Origin of the sequence: Acidisoma sp. L85, assembly GCF_009765865.1 — a bacterium.
Classification (GTDB): Bacteria; Pseudomonadota; Alphaproteobacteria; order Acetobacterales; family Acetobacteraceae; genus Acidisoma.
In genome coordinates, this window is the sequence record NZ_LMUQ01000026.1 from 48,416 (window position 1) to 65,582 (window position 17,167).

Annotated in this window: 18 protein-coding genes; 9 read left to right on the top strand and 9 right to left on the bottom strand. The window is 65.7% G+C overall.

Annotation, left to right across the window (positions count from 1 at the left end; all coding sequences use genetic code 11):
• The first annotated feature begins 122 nt into the window (after positions 1-122).
• Complete coding sequence (rpmG, locus tag GSQ83_RS06125) at positions 123-290, top strand: 50S ribosomal protein L33 (RefSeq protein ID WP_158802008.1); 168 nt, start codon at positions 123-125, stop codon at positions 288-290.
• Between the two features lie 86 nt (positions 291-376).
• Here the strand turns inward: rpmG and GSQ83_RS06130 are convergent, their stop codons facing one another.
• From GSQ83_RS06130 to GSQ83_RS06140, 3 genes are all read right to left on the bottom strand, one after another.
• On the bottom strand, positions 377-1,204 hold the full coding sequence (locus GSQ83_RS06130; RefSeq protein ID WP_158802009.1) for a penicillin-insensitive murein endopeptidase: 828 nt from the start codon (positions 1,202-1,204) through the stop codon (positions 377-379).
• A gap of 3 nt (positions 1,205-1,207) precedes the next feature.
• Positions 1,208-1,993, bottom strand: coding sequence for a TIM barrel protein (locus tag GSQ83_RS06135; RefSeq protein ID WP_158802010.1), 786 nt, complete (start codon positions 1,991-1,993; stop codon positions 1,208-1,210).
• 240 nt (positions 1,994-2,233) lie between these two features.
• Entirely contained in the window at positions 2,234-2,812 is a 579-nt protein-coding gene (locus GSQ83_RS06140) for a polysaccharide biosynthesis/export family protein (RefSeq protein ID WP_158802011.1), read from the bottom strand.
• A gap of 84 nt (positions 2,813-2,896) precedes the next feature.
• Here GSQ83_RS06140 and GSQ83_RS06145 point away from each other — a divergent pair, with 84 nt between their 5' ends.
• Genes GSQ83_RS06145 through GSQ83_RS06155 form a run of 3 tightly spaced genes read left to right on the top strand, consistent with a single transcriptional unit; the run spans position 2,897 to position 7,492 of the window.
• The gene (locus GSQ83_RS06145) at positions 2,897-5,071 is read left to right on the top strand and encodes a hypothetical protein (protein ID WP_158802012.1); all 2,175 of its coding nucleotides are present in this window, start codon (positions 2,897-2,899) and stop codon (positions 5,069-5,071) included.
• A gap of 50 nt (positions 5,072-5,121) precedes the next feature.
• Positions 5,122-6,114: a UDP-glucose 4-epimerase GalE gene (gene galE, locus GSQ83_RS06150; protein ID WP_158802013.1), complete on the top strand. Its 993-nt coding sequence runs from the start codon at positions 5,122-5,124 to the stop codon at positions 6,112-6,114.
• A gap of 43 nt (positions 6,115-6,157) precedes the next feature.
• On the top strand, positions 6,158-7,492 hold the full coding sequence (locus GSQ83_RS06155) for a hypothetical protein (RefSeq protein WP_158802014.1): 1,335 nt from the start codon (positions 6,158-6,160) through the stop codon (positions 7,490-7,492).
• Here GSQ83_RS06155 and GSQ83_RS06160 read toward each other — a convergent pair.
• Together GSQ83_RS06160 and GSQ83_RS06165 are read right to left on the bottom strand one after the other, a co-directional pair.
• The gene (locus tag GSQ83_RS06160; RefSeq protein ID WP_256367217.1) at positions 7,452-8,468 is read right to left on the bottom strand and encodes an acyltransferase; all 1,017 of its coding nucleotides are present in this window, start codon (positions 8,466-8,468) and stop codon (positions 7,452-7,454) included. The two genes, GSQ83_RS06155 and GSQ83_RS06160, sit on opposite strands and share 41 nt — an antisense overlap.
• Before the next feature lie 22 nt (positions 8,469-8,490).
• The gene (locus GSQ83_RS06165; RefSeq protein ID WP_158802016.1) at positions 8,491-9,417 is read right to left on the bottom strand and encodes a glycosyltransferase family 2 protein; all 927 of its coding nucleotides are present in this window, start codon (positions 9,415-9,417) and stop codon (positions 8,491-8,493) included.
• A 66-nt stretch (positions 9,418-9,483) separates the two neighbouring features.
• Here GSQ83_RS06165 and GSQ83_RS06170 point away from each other — a divergent pair, with 66 nt between their 5' ends.
• The 5 genes from GSQ83_RS06170 to GSQ83_RS06190 all read left to right on the top strand — a co-directional run bounded on the left by GSQ83_RS06170 (position 9,484) and on the right by GSQ83_RS06190 (position 14,103).
• Complete coding sequence (locus tag GSQ83_RS06170; protein WP_158802017.1) at positions 9,484-10,791, top strand: outer membrane beta-barrel protein; 1,308 nt, start codon at positions 9,484-9,486, stop codon at positions 10,789-10,791.
• The gene (locus GSQ83_RS06175) at positions 10,788-11,543 is read left to right on the top strand and encodes a WecB/TagA/CpsF family glycosyltransferase (RefSeq protein ID WP_158802018.1); all 756 of its coding nucleotides are present in this window, start codon (positions 10,788-10,790) and stop codon (positions 11,541-11,543) included. Before GSQ83_RS06170 ends, GSQ83_RS06175 begins: the two co-directional genes overlap by 4 nt.
• A gap of 138 nt (positions 11,544-11,681) precedes the next feature.
• Positions 11,682-11,972: an RNA chaperone Hfq gene (hfq, locus tag GSQ83_RS06180; protein ID WP_158802019.1), complete on the top strand. Its 291-nt coding sequence runs from the start codon at positions 11,682-11,684 to the stop codon at positions 11,970-11,972.
• Positions 11,969-13,276: a GTPase HflX gene (gene hflX, locus GSQ83_RS06185; RefSeq protein ID WP_158802020.1), complete on the top strand. Its 1,308-nt coding sequence runs from the start codon at positions 11,969-11,971 to the stop codon at positions 13,274-13,276. The genes hfq and hflX overlap by 4 nt, the downstream gene beginning before the upstream one ends.
• Positions 13,273-14,103: an inositol monophosphatase family protein gene (locus GSQ83_RS06190; RefSeq protein WP_174246634.1), complete on the top strand. Its 831-nt coding sequence runs from the start codon at positions 13,273-13,275 to the stop codon at positions 14,101-14,103. Before hflX ends, GSQ83_RS06190 begins: the two co-directional genes overlap by 4 nt.
• A 4-nt stretch (positions 14,104-14,107) precedes the next feature.
• Here GSQ83_RS06190 and GSQ83_RS06195 read toward each other — a convergent pair whose 3' ends face one another.
• From GSQ83_RS06195 to GSQ83_RS06210, 4 genes are all read right to left on the bottom strand, one after another.
• Positions 14,108-15,088, bottom strand: coding sequence for a hypothetical protein (locus GSQ83_RS06195; RefSeq protein WP_158802021.1), 981 nt, complete (start codon positions 15,086-15,088; stop codon positions 14,108-14,110).
• A gap of 159 nt (positions 15,089-15,247) precedes the next feature.
• The gene (locus tag GSQ83_RS06200; RefSeq protein ID WP_158802022.1) at positions 15,248-15,577 is read right to left on the bottom strand and encodes a hypothetical protein; all 330 of its coding nucleotides are present in this window, start codon (positions 15,575-15,577) and stop codon (positions 15,248-15,250) included.
• A 126-nt stretch (positions 15,578-15,703) separates the two neighbouring features.
• Positions 15,704-16,459: a molybdopterin-dependent oxidoreductase gene (locus GSQ83_RS06205; protein ID WP_158802023.1), complete on the bottom strand. Its 756-nt coding sequence runs from the start codon at positions 16,457-16,459 to the stop codon at positions 15,704-15,706.
• Positions 16,459-17,133, bottom strand: a complete 675-nt coding sequence (locus tag GSQ83_RS06210) for a cytochrome b/b6 domain-containing protein (RefSeq protein ID WP_158802024.1) — start codon at positions 17,131-17,133, stop codon at positions 16,459-16,461. Before GSQ83_RS06210 ends, GSQ83_RS06205 begins: the two co-directional genes overlap by 1 nt.
• Positions 17,134-17,167: the final 34 nt, after the last annotated feature.

Below are 17,167 nucleotides of genomic sequence, written 5' to 3' on the forward strand. Positions count from 1 at the left end.
CGATCCAGCTTGACCTGACAGGGGGTGATGCCCCATGTGGCGCCCTTGTTATGGGCATATCATGTCCGGTTCTTCGCCGCCCTATCGCGGCGGGATGAGGCCGGGCGGCGGAAAGTGGAATCATGGCCAAGTCGAATACCGTTCAGATCAAACTCGTCTCCTCAGCGGATACGGGTTATTTCTACGTCACGAAAAAGAACACACGCGCCCAGACCGGCAAGCTGGCGATGAAGAAATACGACCCGGTCGCCCGCAAGCATGTCGAGTTCCGCGAAGCTAAAATTAAGTAAGCTTCGCCTAACCCGCCTCACTGAGCCCGAAATACCAGCCACGCTGCGCGGAAGCGCCTCGTGGCTGTCGACGTTTGTTTTGCGTTTCAGTTTGCTTCCGCACCCGGCGGGGGCGCCGCGCTTCGCCCGATGATGGCGTCACAGGCGACCGGCATTGCCGGTGGAACCCCACCGCCGGGCGGCGGCGGCTGTATTCCGCCAGAGGGCGGAAACCACCAGGCCAGACTCGCCCCACATCCGTCCCCCGGCGGCACCGGCGCCTGATCGACGCAGAGCGGTTGGCCCGGCGGGCAGGCGAAATGCAGATGCATATGCGCCCGATGGCCCCACCAGGGCCGGACACGACGCAACCAGCTGCGGTCCCCCGTGACAGTTTCGCAAAGTTCGCGCTTGATCGCCGCGTTTACGAGGAGCCGGTCGAGCCCCGGCAACTCCGTCGCCAGCCGGATGAGCTCGACCGTTGCGGCGGAGAATCGCGATGGATCGACCATCGCCGATCCCGGTGCCACGAGGGCTGGCGGGGTCAGGTTCTCCATCTGCCACGGCGCGAGGCGTGGCTTGGGATCCGTGTCGAGGTAGATGTCCACGTCCAGCCCGCGCTGATGCGCGATGTGACCCCCGGCAAGCGGGCCGCCGCGCGGGCCAGAAATGTCGCCGATGTAGAGTTCCGATAGCCCATCGGCTTGGGCCTCCGCCGCGAGCAGTGAAATCCCGCGCAGCGTATTGGGCGCGCCCCAGAAGCTGCTCTGCCCGGCGCGGATCACGATATAGCCGGGGCCTTCGGGCGGCAGCGCATGGGCACCCGCGATGCAGCCGGTGCTCGCGCCGATGATCCGCAAGGGGCCGGGCGCGGGTGAGCCACCCGCTGCGGCGAGAGTCAGAAACAGGAGAGGCGCCAGCCCAGCAAGACGCATCGCTCAGGTCCCGACTGGCAGCGTGAAAGCCTCGCGGAAACGGCGCAGCGCCAATTCGTCATCGCCCGAGGCCCAGGCTTCGAGGCCGATCGTGCCGCGATAGCCAATCGCCGCCAGCGCCTGGGCGATTGCCGGGTAGTTGATCTCGCCGGTGCCTGGTTCGCAGCGGCCGGGCACATCGGCGACCTGGATCTCGCCGATGAAGGGCGCCGCCCGGCGTAGCAGCTCGATGAGATTCCCCTCGCCGATCTGCGCATGGTACAGGTCGAGCATCAGCCGCAGCCCCGGCCGCCCCACCGATTCCACCAGCGCCAGCGTATCGGCGGCGCGGGCGAAGGGGACGCCGGGATGATCGACGGCATTGTTCAGATTCTCCAGGCAGAACACGACCCCCGCGCGTTCCCCAAGATCAGCGATACGGTCGAGCGTGTGCCGGGCCTTCAGCCACATCGCGGGCGTCGTCTCATGGGCCACGACCACCGGCAGTCCTTGGTTGTCGAGGCCGGTGCCGTGCAGGTTGAGACGAGGGATACCGAGCTTCGCGGCGACCGGCAGGGATTGCTCGGCGGTGCGTAGCAGCTCATCGGCGCCAGCATCATCGGCGAGCGTGCCGGTGACGTAGCCGGTCATGGACGAAAAGGTGACGCCGGTGCGGCTCAGCGCATCGATGTCATGCCGCGTCCAGTCCCAGATCTCGACGTCGAAACCGAGATCCGCGATGCGCCGCACCCGCTCGGTGATGGGAAGATCGCGGAAAACCATCTCGGCGCAGACGGCGAGGGTGAACATGACGGGCTCCGGGTTGGTGGTCCTTGCCTTCTCGTTCAGCCCGGTTCGGGGCGCAACCATGCGCGGGACGCTAGAGCGGCAGGTTGCTGGTTGGAAGCGCACTTATTCCACCATCGTCATGCTCGGCGAAGGCCGAGCATCCATGCCTTTGCTTGCGTGACGAAGGGAAGGCGTGGATGGCACGCCTGCGCGTGCCATGACGGATCTCTTGGGCGGGGTCGAATAGTAGATCAGCACGCGCTAAAAACGACGATCATAGACGGTGATGACATCGCCGGGTGCGACCTTGTCCTCCGGCTGCGCGCGGCCGGTGACCGCGGTCGTTCCCTCCTTGCGTAGGATGCCCACATAGGCCTCGATGGCGCGGTAGGTGTAGCCGCCCGCGATCGAAACGGCGGCGATCGCGGTCATGCCAGGCTCGTAAGGGTATTGGCCGGGCTTCGTGACCTCGCCGAGAATGAAGATGGGACGGTAACTCTCGACCTCCACTGCAACCGAAGGGTCGAGCATCATCCCGCGGCTCTTCAGCGCGGTGGCGATGCCCGCGGCGACGGCGGCGGTGCTGCGCCCGGATGCCTGCACCGTGCCCGCGAGCGGCAGAGACACGGAGCCATCGTCCGCGATGGCGAAGCTGTCCGAGAGTTCCTTGTCGCCATAGACCATCACGCGGACGCGGTCGCCCGCGCCGAGCCGGTAAGGCGTGACCGCAGGCGGCGGCAGCGGCGGCAGATCGGACCCCGCCATGCCGCAGCCGGCGAGTGATACGGCGAGGGCAGCCGCGAGGGTGGAGTAGCGCCACGGTAGCGTAAGGAAAAACATAATGGTCTAGTAACTAATTCCCTTGTTCGCGCCTAGATTTCGTGATGACTCCGGAACGGAATGACACGGTGTCGGGGGCGTTGAATGTCTGCGGAGGCTGGCCGCTACCCGCCCTCCGCCCCTTTGCCCGACGGCGCGGTCGAGATCGAGCACGACACCCGGCCGGAACGGCTTCTGCCGAGGTCGCCGCTGCTCAACGCGCTGGCCGGATTGCGGCGCCATCTGTGGCTTGTGGTGGCGCCGGTGGTCATCGTCCCCGCGCTCGCCGCGGTCGCGGTGTCGCGCATGCCGGCGATGTATACGGCGTCGGGCACTGTTTTCTACGACCCGTCCGGCTACGCCCCGGAAGTGCTGCAGAGCATCCTGCGCAGCGATCCCACGACCGATGCTGTCATGGCGAGCCAGGCCGAGATCCTGGGCAGCCTTGCGGTCGCGCAAGGCGTCGCGCGGACCCTTGGGCTCGCCAACGACCAGGACTTCGCGCGCTCGGCCGGTTTGCAACAACGCACTCCCGCCGATCCCGAACACCGCCGGACCGTCGTCGAGCTTGCGCTGCTTCGCGGCCTCGAAGTCGTGCCACTGAACTCCTCGCGCGTGCTTCAGGTCTCGTTCACGGCGCGCAAGCCGGCCCTGGCCGCGGCGATCGTTAATTCGGCCATGGACGGTTACATCGCCTTGGGACTCGCCCAGAAGGAAGTGGCGTTGCGGGCGGCCGATGGCTGGCTCGCCACCCGCGCCGCCGAACTCAGTGCGCGGGCACAGGCTCAGGACGCCGGGATCGCCACCTATCGCGCCCGGCATGGCCTGCTGGAAGGCGTGCAGGCGACGCTTGGGACCGAGGAGGTCAGCCGGCTGAGCGCCGACCTCATCCAGGCCGAGAATGATTTCGCCACGGCTGAGGCGCGCCGCCAGGCGATCTTCCATGGCTCCGGCGGTACCGCCGCCGCCAGCCTTGCCCAGAGCGCCGCCATTTTGCGGGAGGCAGCGGCGAATGCCGAAGCGTCCTATGACGCGGCCGCCGCCCGGCTTGGCCCTAATCATCCGCTGCTTCGGGGGTTGCGGGACCAGCGGGACGCGCTGCGTGGCGCCGCCGGAGCCGAGACCGCGCGCGTTCTGTCCGGCATCACCGCCGATGCCCGGGCCTCGGCCGCGCGCGTGGCCGCCCTCCGCGCCGAACTCGGGACGCTGCGGGACAAAAGTGCTGTGGAGGCGCATGCCAATGTGGCCTTGGCGGCGATGCAGCAGGATGCCGTGGCGACGCGGGCGCTGTTGCAGTCGGTGCTGACCCGTCTGCAGCAATCGGCACAGCCCAGCCTGCTTCAGGCGCCGGATGCCCGCGTGCTGTCCGAGGCAGTGCCGCCGTTGTCGCCATCCTCGCCCAAGCGCGGTTTGCTCATGAGCGCGTCTGTAGCGGCAGCCGTTGTGCTCGGCCTCGGTCTTGGCTGGTTGCGCGAGCTGACGGTCACGACAGTGCGCAGTCAGGAAGAGGCGGAGGCGCTGCTCGGCCTGCCATGTCTCGGCACGATTCCGGCACTTACTCGCCGGCAGCGGCGCCGGGCCGCGCCCGAGGACTTCGCCCTGGTCTACCCGCAGTCACTGTTTGCCGCGCAGCTCCGCGCGCTGCGAGTGCGCCTGGCGGCGGCATCGGATTCACGCATCCTGCTCATCACGGCGGCGCGGCCGGAGGAGGGCAAGACGACACTCGCTATCGGTCTGGCACGGCTCGCGGCGGCGGCCGGGGAGCGTGTTCTGCTGGTTGATTGCGATTGGGTGCGTCCCGCCGTGGCGCGGCTGATGGGCGCCAGCGAGGTCGGGCTCGCAGAACTCATCACCGGCGAGGCGCATCCTGGCACCGCCATGGCGCGGGAGCCCGATACCGGGCTCGTGGTGATATCGGCTGGCCAAGTCAGCGAGATCGCCGGGGCCGGCCTCGCCTCGCCCGAGCTCCAGCGGATCGCCGCGACCTGGCGGCTCAACTTTGACCTGGTGATCCTGGACGGTCCGCCCGCTCTGGCAGGTCCGGATGCGCTGCTGCTCGCGGGGCTTGCCGATGGCGTGGTGCTCTGCCTGCGGTGGCACGATACGCCGCGCCATGTCGTGGCCCGCGCGGCGGCGCTGCTCGCCGAGGCGGCGGCGCATAAGGCCGGGCGGCTGCTCGGTTCGGTGCTGACGCGGGTCGCGATTCACGATGCCGCGTTGACGGGCTCGGCAGAATCGGACGTTTATTCCCGGCGCTACGCTGCCTATTTCAGGGAATAGCACCCGATGTATTTTCGTCCGCAAGCGGCGGCCCACAGGAGCCGGCCGCGATGAACGGCCGCGCCTTTCTGGTCACGGGGGGCGCCGGCTATGTCGGCAGCCATCTCGTCGCCCATCTCGCCGATCAGGGGGCGGAGGTGGTGGTGCTGGACAATCTGCGCCAAGGCCATGCAGCCGCTGTCCCGCATGGTATCCGGCTGGTGGTGGGGGAGGCGGGCGATCCTTCGACGCTCGAGGAAGTCTTCAGCCGCACGCGCTTCGACGCGGTGTTCCATTTCGCCTCGCTCTCGCTGGTGGGCGAGAGCATGCAGCAGCCGTTCCGCTACCTCGAGGAGAACAGCCTTCAAGCGCTGCGGCTGATCGAGGCCGCCTGCCGCCATCAGGTGATGCGCTTCGTGCTGTCCTCGACTGCCAACCTTTTCGCGGCCCCCGAGCGGCTGCCGATCGACGAGAGCGAGGCGATCGATCCAGGCTCGCCCTATGGGGAGAGCAAATACATCATCGAGCGGGCGCTGGTCTGGGCGGATCGCATTTTCGGCCTGCGCTCGGCGGCGCTCCGCTACTTCAATGCGGCGGGGGCGGATCCGGAGGGGCGGCTGGGCGAGGATCACGACCCGGAAACCCATCTCATTCCGCTGCTGATCGACGCGGCTTTGGGGCGGCGGCCACCGATCACCGTCTTCGGCTCGGATTACGACACGCCGGACGGCACCTGCATCCGCGACTACGTGCATGTCTCCGACCTCGCTACGGCGCATTCGGCGGTGCTCGATCTGCTGGAGACGCGCAGCGCCACCTTCAACCTCGGCAGCGGCCATGGCCATTCGGTGCGGGAGGTGATCGCGGCGGTGGAGCGGGTGAGCGGACGGGCGGTTCCGTTGGTGGAAGGTGGCCGGCGAGCTGGCGATCCACCGGCTTTGGTAGCGAGCGCCGCCGCGCTGCAGCGCGACACCGGCTGGGCGCCTCGCTTCACGGATCTCGACGAGATCGTCGCGACCGCCTACCGCTGGCGGCTCGACCATCCGGAAGGTTACGCGGAATAGGCTTTCCGTCTTCGGCGCGGGGTGTGGCGTGAGGCGGAGCCTCATGCCCATCTTGGCGTGCCAGCCCTGGCTGCTCTGGCCGGCGCTGTGGAACGGCTATCCGCTGCTCTTCTCGGATAGCGGCACGTATGTGTCTCAGGTCGTGGAGCGGCACCTCGGCTGGGACCGGCCGCCGTTTTATGCGCTGGCGGTGATGCTCGTTTCGCTGCGTTTCTCGCTGTGGCCGGTGGTTTTGGCGCAAGGGCTGCTGACGGGCTGGATTCTGCATCTGCTGCGGCGGATGTTATGGCCGGAGATTGACGCTTGGAGCCTGCCGGTTTTGGCGGCGGTGCTCAGCTTGGTCACGGCTTTGCCCTGGGTCACGGCCGAGATCATGCCGGACTTTCTCACGGCACTGATGGCGGCGGCGCTCTGGTTGTTGCTGGTGCGGCCGGGGGGGCTTCGGCGCGTCGAGAGCTGGGCACTCGCATTGCTGATTGCTGGCGCCATCGCCTGCCATCAGGCGAACTGGCCGATCGCAACGCTTTTGGGCGTCGGCTTGTGGCTGATTCGGCGGCTGTTCGGCGGTCGGGTCGCGCACAAGCGCGGCGCGGTGCTGCAACTTCTGGTAGGACCGGCGCTGGGTATTGGCGCGCTGCTCGGCGCCAATCTCATCGGCCATGGCCGGCTGGCGTTGTCGCCTTATGGCGATGTGTTTCTCCTCGCCCGGCTGTTGGGCGACGGGCCGGCGCGGTTAGCTCTGCGGCGCGATTGCCCGGAAGCAGGATGGCAACTCTGCCGTTTTCGGACCGCACTACCGGCAACAGCCGATGATTTCCTGTGGCGGGCGGATAGTCCGCTTTATGCGGCGGGTGGGCCGAAGCGTCTGACGCGAGAGGCGGGGGAGATCGTCCGCAGGAGCCTGAAAGAGGCACCGGGGATGGTGATCCGGGCGGCGGCGAACAATGCGTTTCGCCAATTCGCGACCTTTGGCACGGCAACGCGCGACGAGCTCGAACCCTGGCCACTAACCGCCGGGCGTGCCGTGGCGCGCGACCTGCCGCTCGATCGGGTCACGTACACTGCCGCGCGCCAGACGTTGGGGATGCTCGGCTTGCCCGCTTGGTGGCGCGCGGCGGAGCAAGCGATCGCCGTCGCTTGTATCCTCGGCTGCATGCTGGCGTTGGTGGCGTTTTGGCGACGTGATCGTTTGGCGGCAGGATTCTGTGCGACGGTGCTTTTGGCGTTGCTCGCGAATGCCGCGTTGCTTGGCGCGCTGTCCGGTCCGCATGCGCGCTACCAGTCCCGCATCGTCTGGCTGCCGGTGATGGCGATGATCCTCACGGGCGGTCGGGCGATCAGCCGGTCATGCGGTCGAGCAATGGCAGCGGACGAATGAGAAGCCGCTTGGCGATCACAGGTCCGGCGATTCCAGCGATTGTCAGCAGGATCGCGTAGAGCGGGAAATTCGCGGTGGTCCAGGGCAAAGCGAGCATCAGCACGCCCTTGGCGAGGCCGATGCAAATCGTATTGAGCAGGTAGATCGCGAAGCCGTAGGGAGCGAGCGCATCGAGTACGGCTTCGGCGCGCGGCGGCAGTCCGCGCATCAGGGCGTGCAGTGCGGGCAATGCAATGAGGCTCGTCGCCAGTCGGCGCAGAGATGTCGGCAACCCACCCGGCGCGGCGACATCCAGGAAGAGCATAGCGGCGAGCGCGACGAGCAGGCCGCAGGTCAGTGCTCGGCGGTTACTGTCAAGCCAAGGCGTCCAGTTCGCGTCTTTGCTCGCCGCCGCGAAGAAGACGGCATTGCCGCAGACGCCATGCAGATAGAGCAGCCGAGGCATCGAGACCAACGACAGACCGGCGAGGCCGAGCAAGGAGAGGGCGCAGGCGAAACCGCCTCGGTCTCCAAGAGCGAGACGAAGTGGCGGGGTCGCGGCCACAAAGATGAAGAGAACCACGAGATACCAGACCGATTGCGCCGGGCTGCGGTCGGTATGCCAAACTAGATCAATCACGCCGCTCCATGGGCTCGCTGGCAGATTGTCGACCATGATGAAACGCGCCGCGACAAGCTTGCCGGTGAGAATGACGAGGCCAAAAAGCAAAGCGGGCAGCAGCAACCTTGCCCCGCGTCGCCGTACCATCAGGCGATAGGCACCGCCGCTTCGCCGATCGCTGCCCGAAAGCCCGGTCGCGTAGCCGCTGAGATAAAAGAGGAAGGCGATGTGGAAGCTGTAAAGCACGGCCCGCAGCGGTTCGTACCACTGCAATCCGGCAGGCTCCTGCCGCGCCACAAGATGCCCGAGCACCACGAGCAAAATCGCGAAAATCTTGCCGCGTTCAAGGTCGGCGCGGCGCGCGCTGGCTGACAGGGGGTTGGGGCGCGGGCGCGTGTCAGGCGCGGTAGCCGTTGAGAAAACCCCAGGCGAAGGCGAGGCGGCAGCGCATGCGGAGAAGCCGTGCCCCGCGCCTCGGCCACAGCGCCAGCGGCGCCAGAAGGATGGCGCGAAAGGCGAGGCGACGCGCCTTCGACCGCGCCCGCTCGCCCTCGGCCAGAAGCTCCAGCATCTGAGCCTCCGAGGCGCCGCTGGAAAATTGTCGCGCGATCAGCCAGCCCGGCGTGAGACGTTCGGGCTCGATCACATGGGCGACCGCGGCCCGTGGCAGGAAGTGAATCTGCTGCCCGCAATGCAGCAGCCTGTGGAGCGTGAAAGTCTCCTCACCGGAGGCGAGCGACCTGCCGTTGCGACCGAGCCGCTCGGGAAAGCCGCCGATGGCACGCAGGGCGACCGCGCGGAAGACGATATTCGCGCCGAACACCGTGAGATCGGCCGGCAAATCGCTGTCTCCGATGCGCCCCGACCTCTGACAGTCGATCAGGGAGAGGCAGGGCCGCAATTCGGCTGGCCACCAGTCCGGAATTTGCTGCCCGGGCAGCGGCCGGATCGGGCCACCGGCGGCGGCGGCCAGTGGCGGCAGGGCGGAGGTGCCGTCGAGCACGGCCTCGGCCCAGCCGAGGGCGGCGCGGACATCATCATCCAGGAAAGCGACCCATTCGGCGCGGGCCGCGGCAAGGCCGTGATTGCGGGCGATGCTGAGGCCCGGTGTCGTCTGGCGGAGCAATCGGACGCCCTCGCGGGCGGCGAGGCGGCCGATCTGCCTCGCCGTCTTGGCGTCGGAGCCGCTGTCCACGACGATGATGTCGAGCCAATCCCGGCGCGGCAGCGACCGCAGACAAGCGGCGAGCGACGATACGCGGTCATGCGTGCAGATAACGACCGAGAGGAGGGGCGAAGCGACCAGCGGGGCCGGTGGCGACATGAGTTACGTTCCGGTTTAGGAACCAATAACGTATCGTTTCAAGAACGAAAATGATAGCGTCTTGGCATGCTCAACGCCTCATTGCCATCGCGCCGCAGCTGCCGCCTCGCCGCAATGGCTGTCGCCGCAGCGGTCTCGACGACGCTGCCGGCTACCGCTCAGCTTATCGAAGGTGTCTATCCGGCGGATGTTCCCGGTTTCGGGGGTGCGCCGGGGGTCTCGGTCACATCCCGCATTCATGACGACACCGATTGGCAATCGATCCGTCTCGGCTCGGCCTTGCTGCATCCTGAACTGACGCAAAGCTTCGGCTATGACAGCGCCGTGCTGGCTGGGCAACGCGGCAGCGCCACGCTCGATACTTCCGGCACGCTTTCGCTCTCTGATTTCGCGGGTGATCAGGGTTACGTCGCTAACCTGTCGCTCAACCACCAGCAACTCACCGGCGATCCTTCCCAGTCGCAAACTGATTGGACGGCGGCGGTTGGCAGCGCAATCCCGTTGTCCTTCGGGCAGATGACTGTCGCCGTTGCGCATCTCTCGCTGCACGAGACGGATACGGATCTGGATGCCGCAGCTTTCGCGGAGCCGCTGCCCTTCACGGTCGATACCCTGCGGCTTGGCGGAGCGCTGCCCGCAGGGCGTTTCGACCTGACCCCAAGTTTCGACGTCACGCGCTACGCTTTCGGCAGCACAAGCATCGACGGCATCGCAGCGCCGCAATCTTTCCGAGACCGCAACGTCTATGAGGCAGGCCTAACCGCCTCCACAGGCCTGACGAGCGTCGGCGATCCTGATCGCGCGCTCCTCATCCTGCGAGGCACTGACACCTCGTACACGGATCCGACGGCGGGGCCGGGTGGCACGGCCGAGCCTTCGCGGGATTCCACCGGCGGGTCGGTGTTGGTCGGCACCGCGCATGACCTCGACGGCATTTGGGGTTGGCGGGTCGCTGTGGGCGCTGGAGGCCGCAGCTTCAGCAGCTCGGCGTATAACAGCCGGATCGCCCCCCTGGCCGAGGCCGCGCTGACCTGGCAGCCCACGGAGCGGACGACTTGGCACGCCGCCCTCATCCGCCGCATCGAGGACGCCTCCGACGAGGGCGAAGGCAGTTACGTCGCGACCATCGCCGGGGTCGCCGCGGATCATGAGGTCAAGCGCAACCTCATCCTTCACGCTGGGATCGACTTCGAAAACGCCAATTACAGCGGAGGCACGACGCAGACCATCACCACCGGCCGGCTGTCCCTGCTCTGGCTGGTCGATCGCAATGTCCGGATGTCAGCGAAGGTCGAGCTTTCGGACCATGCTGGCGGAGTGGGCGGCACCTATGGCGAGGATGTGGTGCTGCTCGGCATGACGGTGGGGATATGACCGAGAGCGCGTCTGACACGGCCTTTCTCGGTCTCCGCTTCGCGGATCTGGATGCCGAGGCCGCCGCCGGCCTGATCGCGCGCCGACCTGAGAATGCGTGTTTCGGATACCTCGTCACTCCAAATGCGGATCACCTCATACGGCTCCTCCATTCCCCCGAGTTGCGGCCGGCCTACGAGGCGGCAACGCTCTGCTGCCTCGATTCTGTGGTTGTCTTCCGATTGGCCAGGCTTCTGCGCTTGTGCCCGCCGCGTGTCGCGACCGGAGCCGATATCGTTGAGGCGCTCCTGACCCGCCATCTTCAAGCGGGTGACCGACTGACGATCATTGGTCTCGCCCCGGCGGCCTTGCCCGCGTTAGGCGCCATGCTTGGCGCGGTTCACATCGCCCATCACGCGCCGCCGCGGGGTTTCGCGCGGGACCCGGCCGCCTTCGATCTGGCGTTGCGATTCGCACTCGCGCATCCCGCTCGCTTTACTCTGATCGCACTGGGTTCGCCGGCCCAGGAGCGGCTCGCCGCCGCGATCACTGGCATCGGGGGTGTCAGTGGCTATGGCCTCTGCATCGGCGCGGCGCTCGACTTCCTCACCGGCGTGCAGCCTCGGGCGCCGAGGCTGCTGCGGCGGCTCGGTCTCGAATGGCTGCATCGCCTCTACCGGGAGCCTCGGCGGCTGGCCCGGCGCTACCTTCTGGAAGACCCGGCAATTCTGGGAATCCTTCTCGCCGAGCGGCGCCGGGCGCGGGGCGGCTAGCCGTGCCGTGCAGAGCCGGCGGCCCCGGCTCTGTTGATCCCAGGGACGACTGATATAAACAGAGGCTTCTCCGCGCTGCCACGCATTGAATAGCGCGAGGGATTATGCGGAAACCGCAACAACAAAAAGGATAGAACCGTGGCCACTGAAAAGACGCAGAATGTCCAGGACGTGTTCCTGAACCATGTGCGTAAAAATAAGACGCCCGTGACGGTGTTTCTCGTCAATGGCGTCAAGCTCCAGGGCATCATCACCTGGTTCGACAACTTCTCCGTACTGCTCCGGCGGGATGGACATACTCAGCTCGTCTATAAGCACGCCATCAGCACGGTGATGCCGGGGGCGCCGATCCAGCTCTTCGACGCCGCCAAGGTCGAGGGCACGGCCGCCACGCCAACGCGGGAGACGCTATCGGTCAGCGGTGCGTGAACGAGGAGGCCGCCGGCCCCGGCACACGGGCCGCCGTCATCCTGCCTTGGGAGCGTGCCGAGGCTTCTGACAGCAAGCGTTCCGCCGAAGCGAGGCTGGCCGAGGCGGTGGGACTGGCCGCCTCGATTGGCCTGATCCTCACGCATTCGGCGATCGTTCCGTTGCGCCAGCGGCGGCCCTCGACGCTGCTCGGATCGGGTCAGATGGAGACCATCAAAGCGGATCTCGTGGCGCATGAGGTGGCGGTCGTGGTGATGGATACGGCGCTGTCGCCGGTCCAGCAGCGCAACCTGGAACGCGCCTGGGAGTGCAAGGTAATCGACCGCACCGGCCTCATCCTCGACATTTTCGGGGAGCGGGCGCGGACGCGGGAAGGCGCGCTGCAGGTGGAACTCGCCCATCTCGACTACCAACGCTCCCGCCTCGTGCGGTCCTGGACCCATCTGGAGCGGCAGCGCGGCGGCTTCGGCTTCCTCGGCGGCCCTGGCGAAACGCAGATCGAGGCGGATCGCCGCCTCATCGCGACCCGCATGGCGCGGCTGAAGGGCGAGATCGCCGAGGTTCGCCGCACCCGTGGCCTGCATCGCACGGCGCGCAAACGCACGCCGCATCCGGTGATCGCGCTGGTGGGCTACACCAATGCCGGCAAGTCGACGCTGTTCAACGCGCTGACCGGCGCCACGGTACAGGCCGAGGATCAACTCTTCGCGACGCTCGATCCCACCATGCGCGGCATCGCCCTGGCATCGGGCACGCCGGCGATTCTGTCGGACACAGTCGGGTTCATCAGCGACCTGCCGACCCAGCTCGTCGCCGCCTTCCGGGCGACGCTGGAGGAGGTGGCGCAGGCCGATATCATTCTGCATGTGCGTGACATCGCCCATCCCGATACGACGGCGCAGAAAGCCGATGTGCTGGGCGTGCTGAACGGCATGGTCAAGGATGGCAGCCTCGATGCCGATTGGCCGAAGCGCTGCATCGATGTTCTCAACAAGGCCGATCTCCTCGGCGGCATCGGCCAGGTCCCCGGACAGGTCGAGGGCGACGAGGCGATTCCCATCTCCGCGCTGACCGGCGAGGGTCTTGATGTGCTGAGCCGCGCCATTGATGCGCGGCTCGCCGAAAGCCGGCATGTGGCGAGTTTCGACCTTGCCCCATCGGATGGCGCGCGCCTCGCCTGGCTCTATCGTCATGGCGAGGTGCTCAGCCGCACCGATGGCGACGAGACCATCCACCTCACTGTGCGGCTGCTGGCCGCCGACCGTGCCCGTTTCGAGGGCATGGCCTCAGGAAACGCATCATGAGCCGACTAACCGCCGCGCAGCTGCACGACCTCTGGATGCTGATGCGGCAGGCCGCCGAAGCCGAGATTCTGCCTCGCTTCCGCAAGCTCGGCCGCGATGGCGTCCGGACCAAGAGTGGCCCGCTGGATTTGGTGACGGATGCCGACGAGGCGGCGGAGCGTTTCATCACCGCCGGCATCGCGCGGCTGTTTCCCGGTGCGGTGGTGGTGGGCGAGGAGGCGACGGCCGCGGATCCGTCTTTGCTCGGCCGGCTGGGCGATGCGGATCTCGCTTTCGTGGTCGATCCAGTCGATGGCACCGCGAATTTCGCGGCGGGCCTGCCATTGTTCGGCGTGATGGTGGCGGCGATTTCGCGCGGGGAGACCATCGCGGCGGTCATCCACGATCCGATCGGCGACGACGCGGCGCTCGCGTTGCGTGGCGAGGGCGCGTGGATGGAGACGCCCTCAGGCAAGCGCCACGACTTGAAGGTCGCCGCCCCGGTGCCGCTCGAGGAAATGATCGGCGCGATCAACTGGCGATATTTCGACGAGCCGTTCCGGACGAACACTCTGGCGATGCTGCCGCGCATGGCCTCGACCTGGGATTATCGCAACGCCGCGCACGAATATCGGCTGTTGGCTCAGGGCCACGCGCATGTCGCGGTGTTTGCTCGGATGATGCCGTGGGACCACGCGCCTGGCTTGCTCATCCATGCGGAAGCGGGCGGCTATTCCGCCCGCCTCGACGGGCGGCAATACACGCCGACCGAAACGACGCACGGCATCATCGCGACGCCCGATGAGGCAAGCTGGCGGATGGTGCGGGAGACTGTGGGGGGTCAGTGAGGGATCACTCCCATGGTCGATGAAATACTACGGGCGCAGCTGCGGTTGGATCGACTGATACAGGTGGCTGGACGATGGCCGACGCAACGGCGAGAACCGCGTCAGTCGAGGACTGCATTGTGCCAGGCGCCTTCGGTATGTCTGGCGGTGCGAGCGGCGCGTTCGGTGCGGCCGCTGGCAGTGGTGGCGAGAAAGGCCGGGCACTTTGATTAAACATCGCGGGTGAAGCCGATTGCCCGACCGGAATGGATGCTTCGGCAATCGGCACCGGCACCGGCAATGGCAGGGCGGTCGGGATCGGTGGTGGGAAGAGCGTGGGCTGGTATATCGAGCTGATCCGTGGAGGAGGCAGAGCCCCCGGTGTACTGACAGTTTCGGAGTTGGCCACAGGGAAGTAGTTCGCAGCAGAGTTGCCGGTGGACCCAGAAGTAGCCATTGGCAATAGGCCATTCCCAGGTTCCGCAGTTCGGCTGGGCCAATTCCCATGGTACAAAGGTATCGGTCTAACGACGAGCGAGGGGCTTTGGTTAGTCTCTAAGGTCGTTGGTTGTGGGTTTTCGAACAGCTCGGTGGTCGTCCTTGGCGTGTACGAAGCCGAATGCTTCGCCGGCGGCAGATTGAGACTGCCTAATCGCCGCTTCGCAATGATGATGGGATCGTTCGGCGCGACATTCGAAATCTGATTGGCCGTTGGTCCCAAAGAAGGCAACGCTAAAGGTTGCCCGCGGAGCCGAAAAGCGTGATCAGGCATGAGCACGTCTTTGACCGTTAATTTTTTGCCCTCGGATAATTCAAAGAATTCAGGCACTGCCGCGAGAATCTTGTGTATATTATTGTCGCCAATTTTCTCTCCGAGGGCCTTCAGGTGCGGTACGAGTTTACGGTTGTCAATCGTCCTCGATTCCGGATGCTCTGAAATGTATCGCATCATCTGATTCGCGGGTTCTTGACCTGTTCTTCCGAAGTAAAGGTCAAAGTGGCCCATCTCCTTTCCCGATAGACCTGCCCCAAGTCGTTCGATTCTCTTTTGTACGCTCGGGTCAGCGGTCTCGCCGACTACGGCGTTGAGTGATTGACGACCTGGGTAGTCCAACATATGTGAAGCTTGGCCGGAAAACTCTATGTTGTTGGCGCTCCTTAGACCTTAGGCTGCTTGATGTAGAAGGGTGACATCTCTGGCGGTCACTCCGAAGTCTAGTTCGTCCGAAAATTTTTTGATTAGACTCAACGACCATTTCTTCGGTTGTTCCTTCGGGAGGTGCCGTTGGGCCATTTCTATGATCCAGCCCCTCGCATCTTCGTGCATGATGGGAACACCGAGTGTGTCCAATCGAATCCATTGTGTGTTGAACGCTGTCTGGATCGTGGGCCGCATTGCCGTCGTCCCTGCGGTTGGCGCAAAGGGCGCGCCCGCGATCGGAACTTCATTCGTGGTGATTAAGGGTCGCTTGCTACCGCTGACATGATCCGACATGGCCATCCTCCAGAAAAACCCCGAATAGACGAAAAGTCAGTCGAGTTTCTGAAGTTGCTGACCCGAATCGTTCAGCGCAGTCTGGCTTCTGAATCGTACCTCAGCGGCGTGTCCCGAATTTGGGGCTTAGCTGCCGCTGAACCAGTTATATCCCTGGTCCTCCCAATAGCCGCCCGGGTTCGTGTTCGTCACGTAAATCTCAGCGATGTGCTTAGGGTTTTTGAAACCAAGCTTCGTCGGGATTCGCAGCCGTGCGGGGAAGCCGAATTCGGCGGGTAAGGGCTGCTGCTCGAAATCGAGCGCGAGGATGGTTTGCGGGTGGAGCGCGCTCGCCATGTCGATGCTCGAATAATATTTGTCGATGCATTTGAAACCGACGTAACGCGCACGCGTGTCGGCGCCGACGCGTTCGAGGAAAATGTGAAGCGGCACGCCGCTCCATTGGCCGATCTGGCTCCAGCCCTCGACGCAGATATGCCGGGTGATCTGGCCTTCCTGCGGCAAGGCGCGCAGGCGTTTCAGATCCCACGGCGTCTTGTCGGTGACGAGGCCGGACACCGCCATCTTCCAGGCCCCGCCATCGACGTCGGGGACGCTGTCCTCGTCGTAGAATGCGTTGAAGCGGAAAGGCTTGGTGATGCGGCTTGGCGGAAAGGTCTTGGCCAGGACGACAGGATTGAACAGCAGCGCCTGCACCCGGTCGTTGAACCGCAGCATGGCCCAGAGCACACGATCCGTGACGTCGCCATCAGCGAGATCGCAGCCGGTGAGGAGGGTGAGGGCGCCGAGCGACAGGCTCGACTTCAACATCAGCCGCCGTTCGACCTTGCGCAACTGCGGGCGGAAAGCCTCGGTCAGGGCGAGCCGTTCCTTGCGGGTCATCAGACGATTTCCTCGCCGGGACGCAGCCGGGCGCGGCCGGTGATCATCGTCGGCAGCGTGCGCGGCACGATGATGACGAGCGCCACATGGATGATGACGAAACCGACGATGCCGCTCATCGCGAAGAAATGGATCACCCGCGCCGTCGGGTAGCCGCCGAGCAGCCAGGCGAACCAGGGCAGTTGCACCGGCTTCCACAGGGTGAGGCCAGAGATGACGGCCAATACGCCCAGCAACAGGACGGCGACATAAAGCAGCTTCTGCACCGCGTTGTAGACGCCCGGCGTATGCTTGAGGTTGAAGGTGAGGGCAGAGCGGATATCGAGCAGCACCTGCCGTGCGCTGAGCGGAAAGAAGTCGCGGCTGAAATGGCCGCTCGCGAAGCCGTAGCTGATATAGACGAGGCCATTGACGACCAGCAGCCACAGCGCCGCGAGATGCCAAGCGATGCCGCCGCCAAGCCAGTCACCGAGCGTCATCCAAGGCGGGAAAACGAAGTTGAAAATGGGCGAGGCGTCGTAGATCTGCCAGCCGCTCATGACCATGCAGACGATCGCGAAGGCGTTGATCCAATGCGTGATGCGGACGACCAGGGGATGGATGAGTATCCAGCGCCGTCTCGGCGGCCCGGCGGTTTCCGGCTGAGGCCCGGCCTGCGGCTCCGCCTCGGTCATTGCACGCAACTCCTGGCTATCGGCGGGGGCCCCC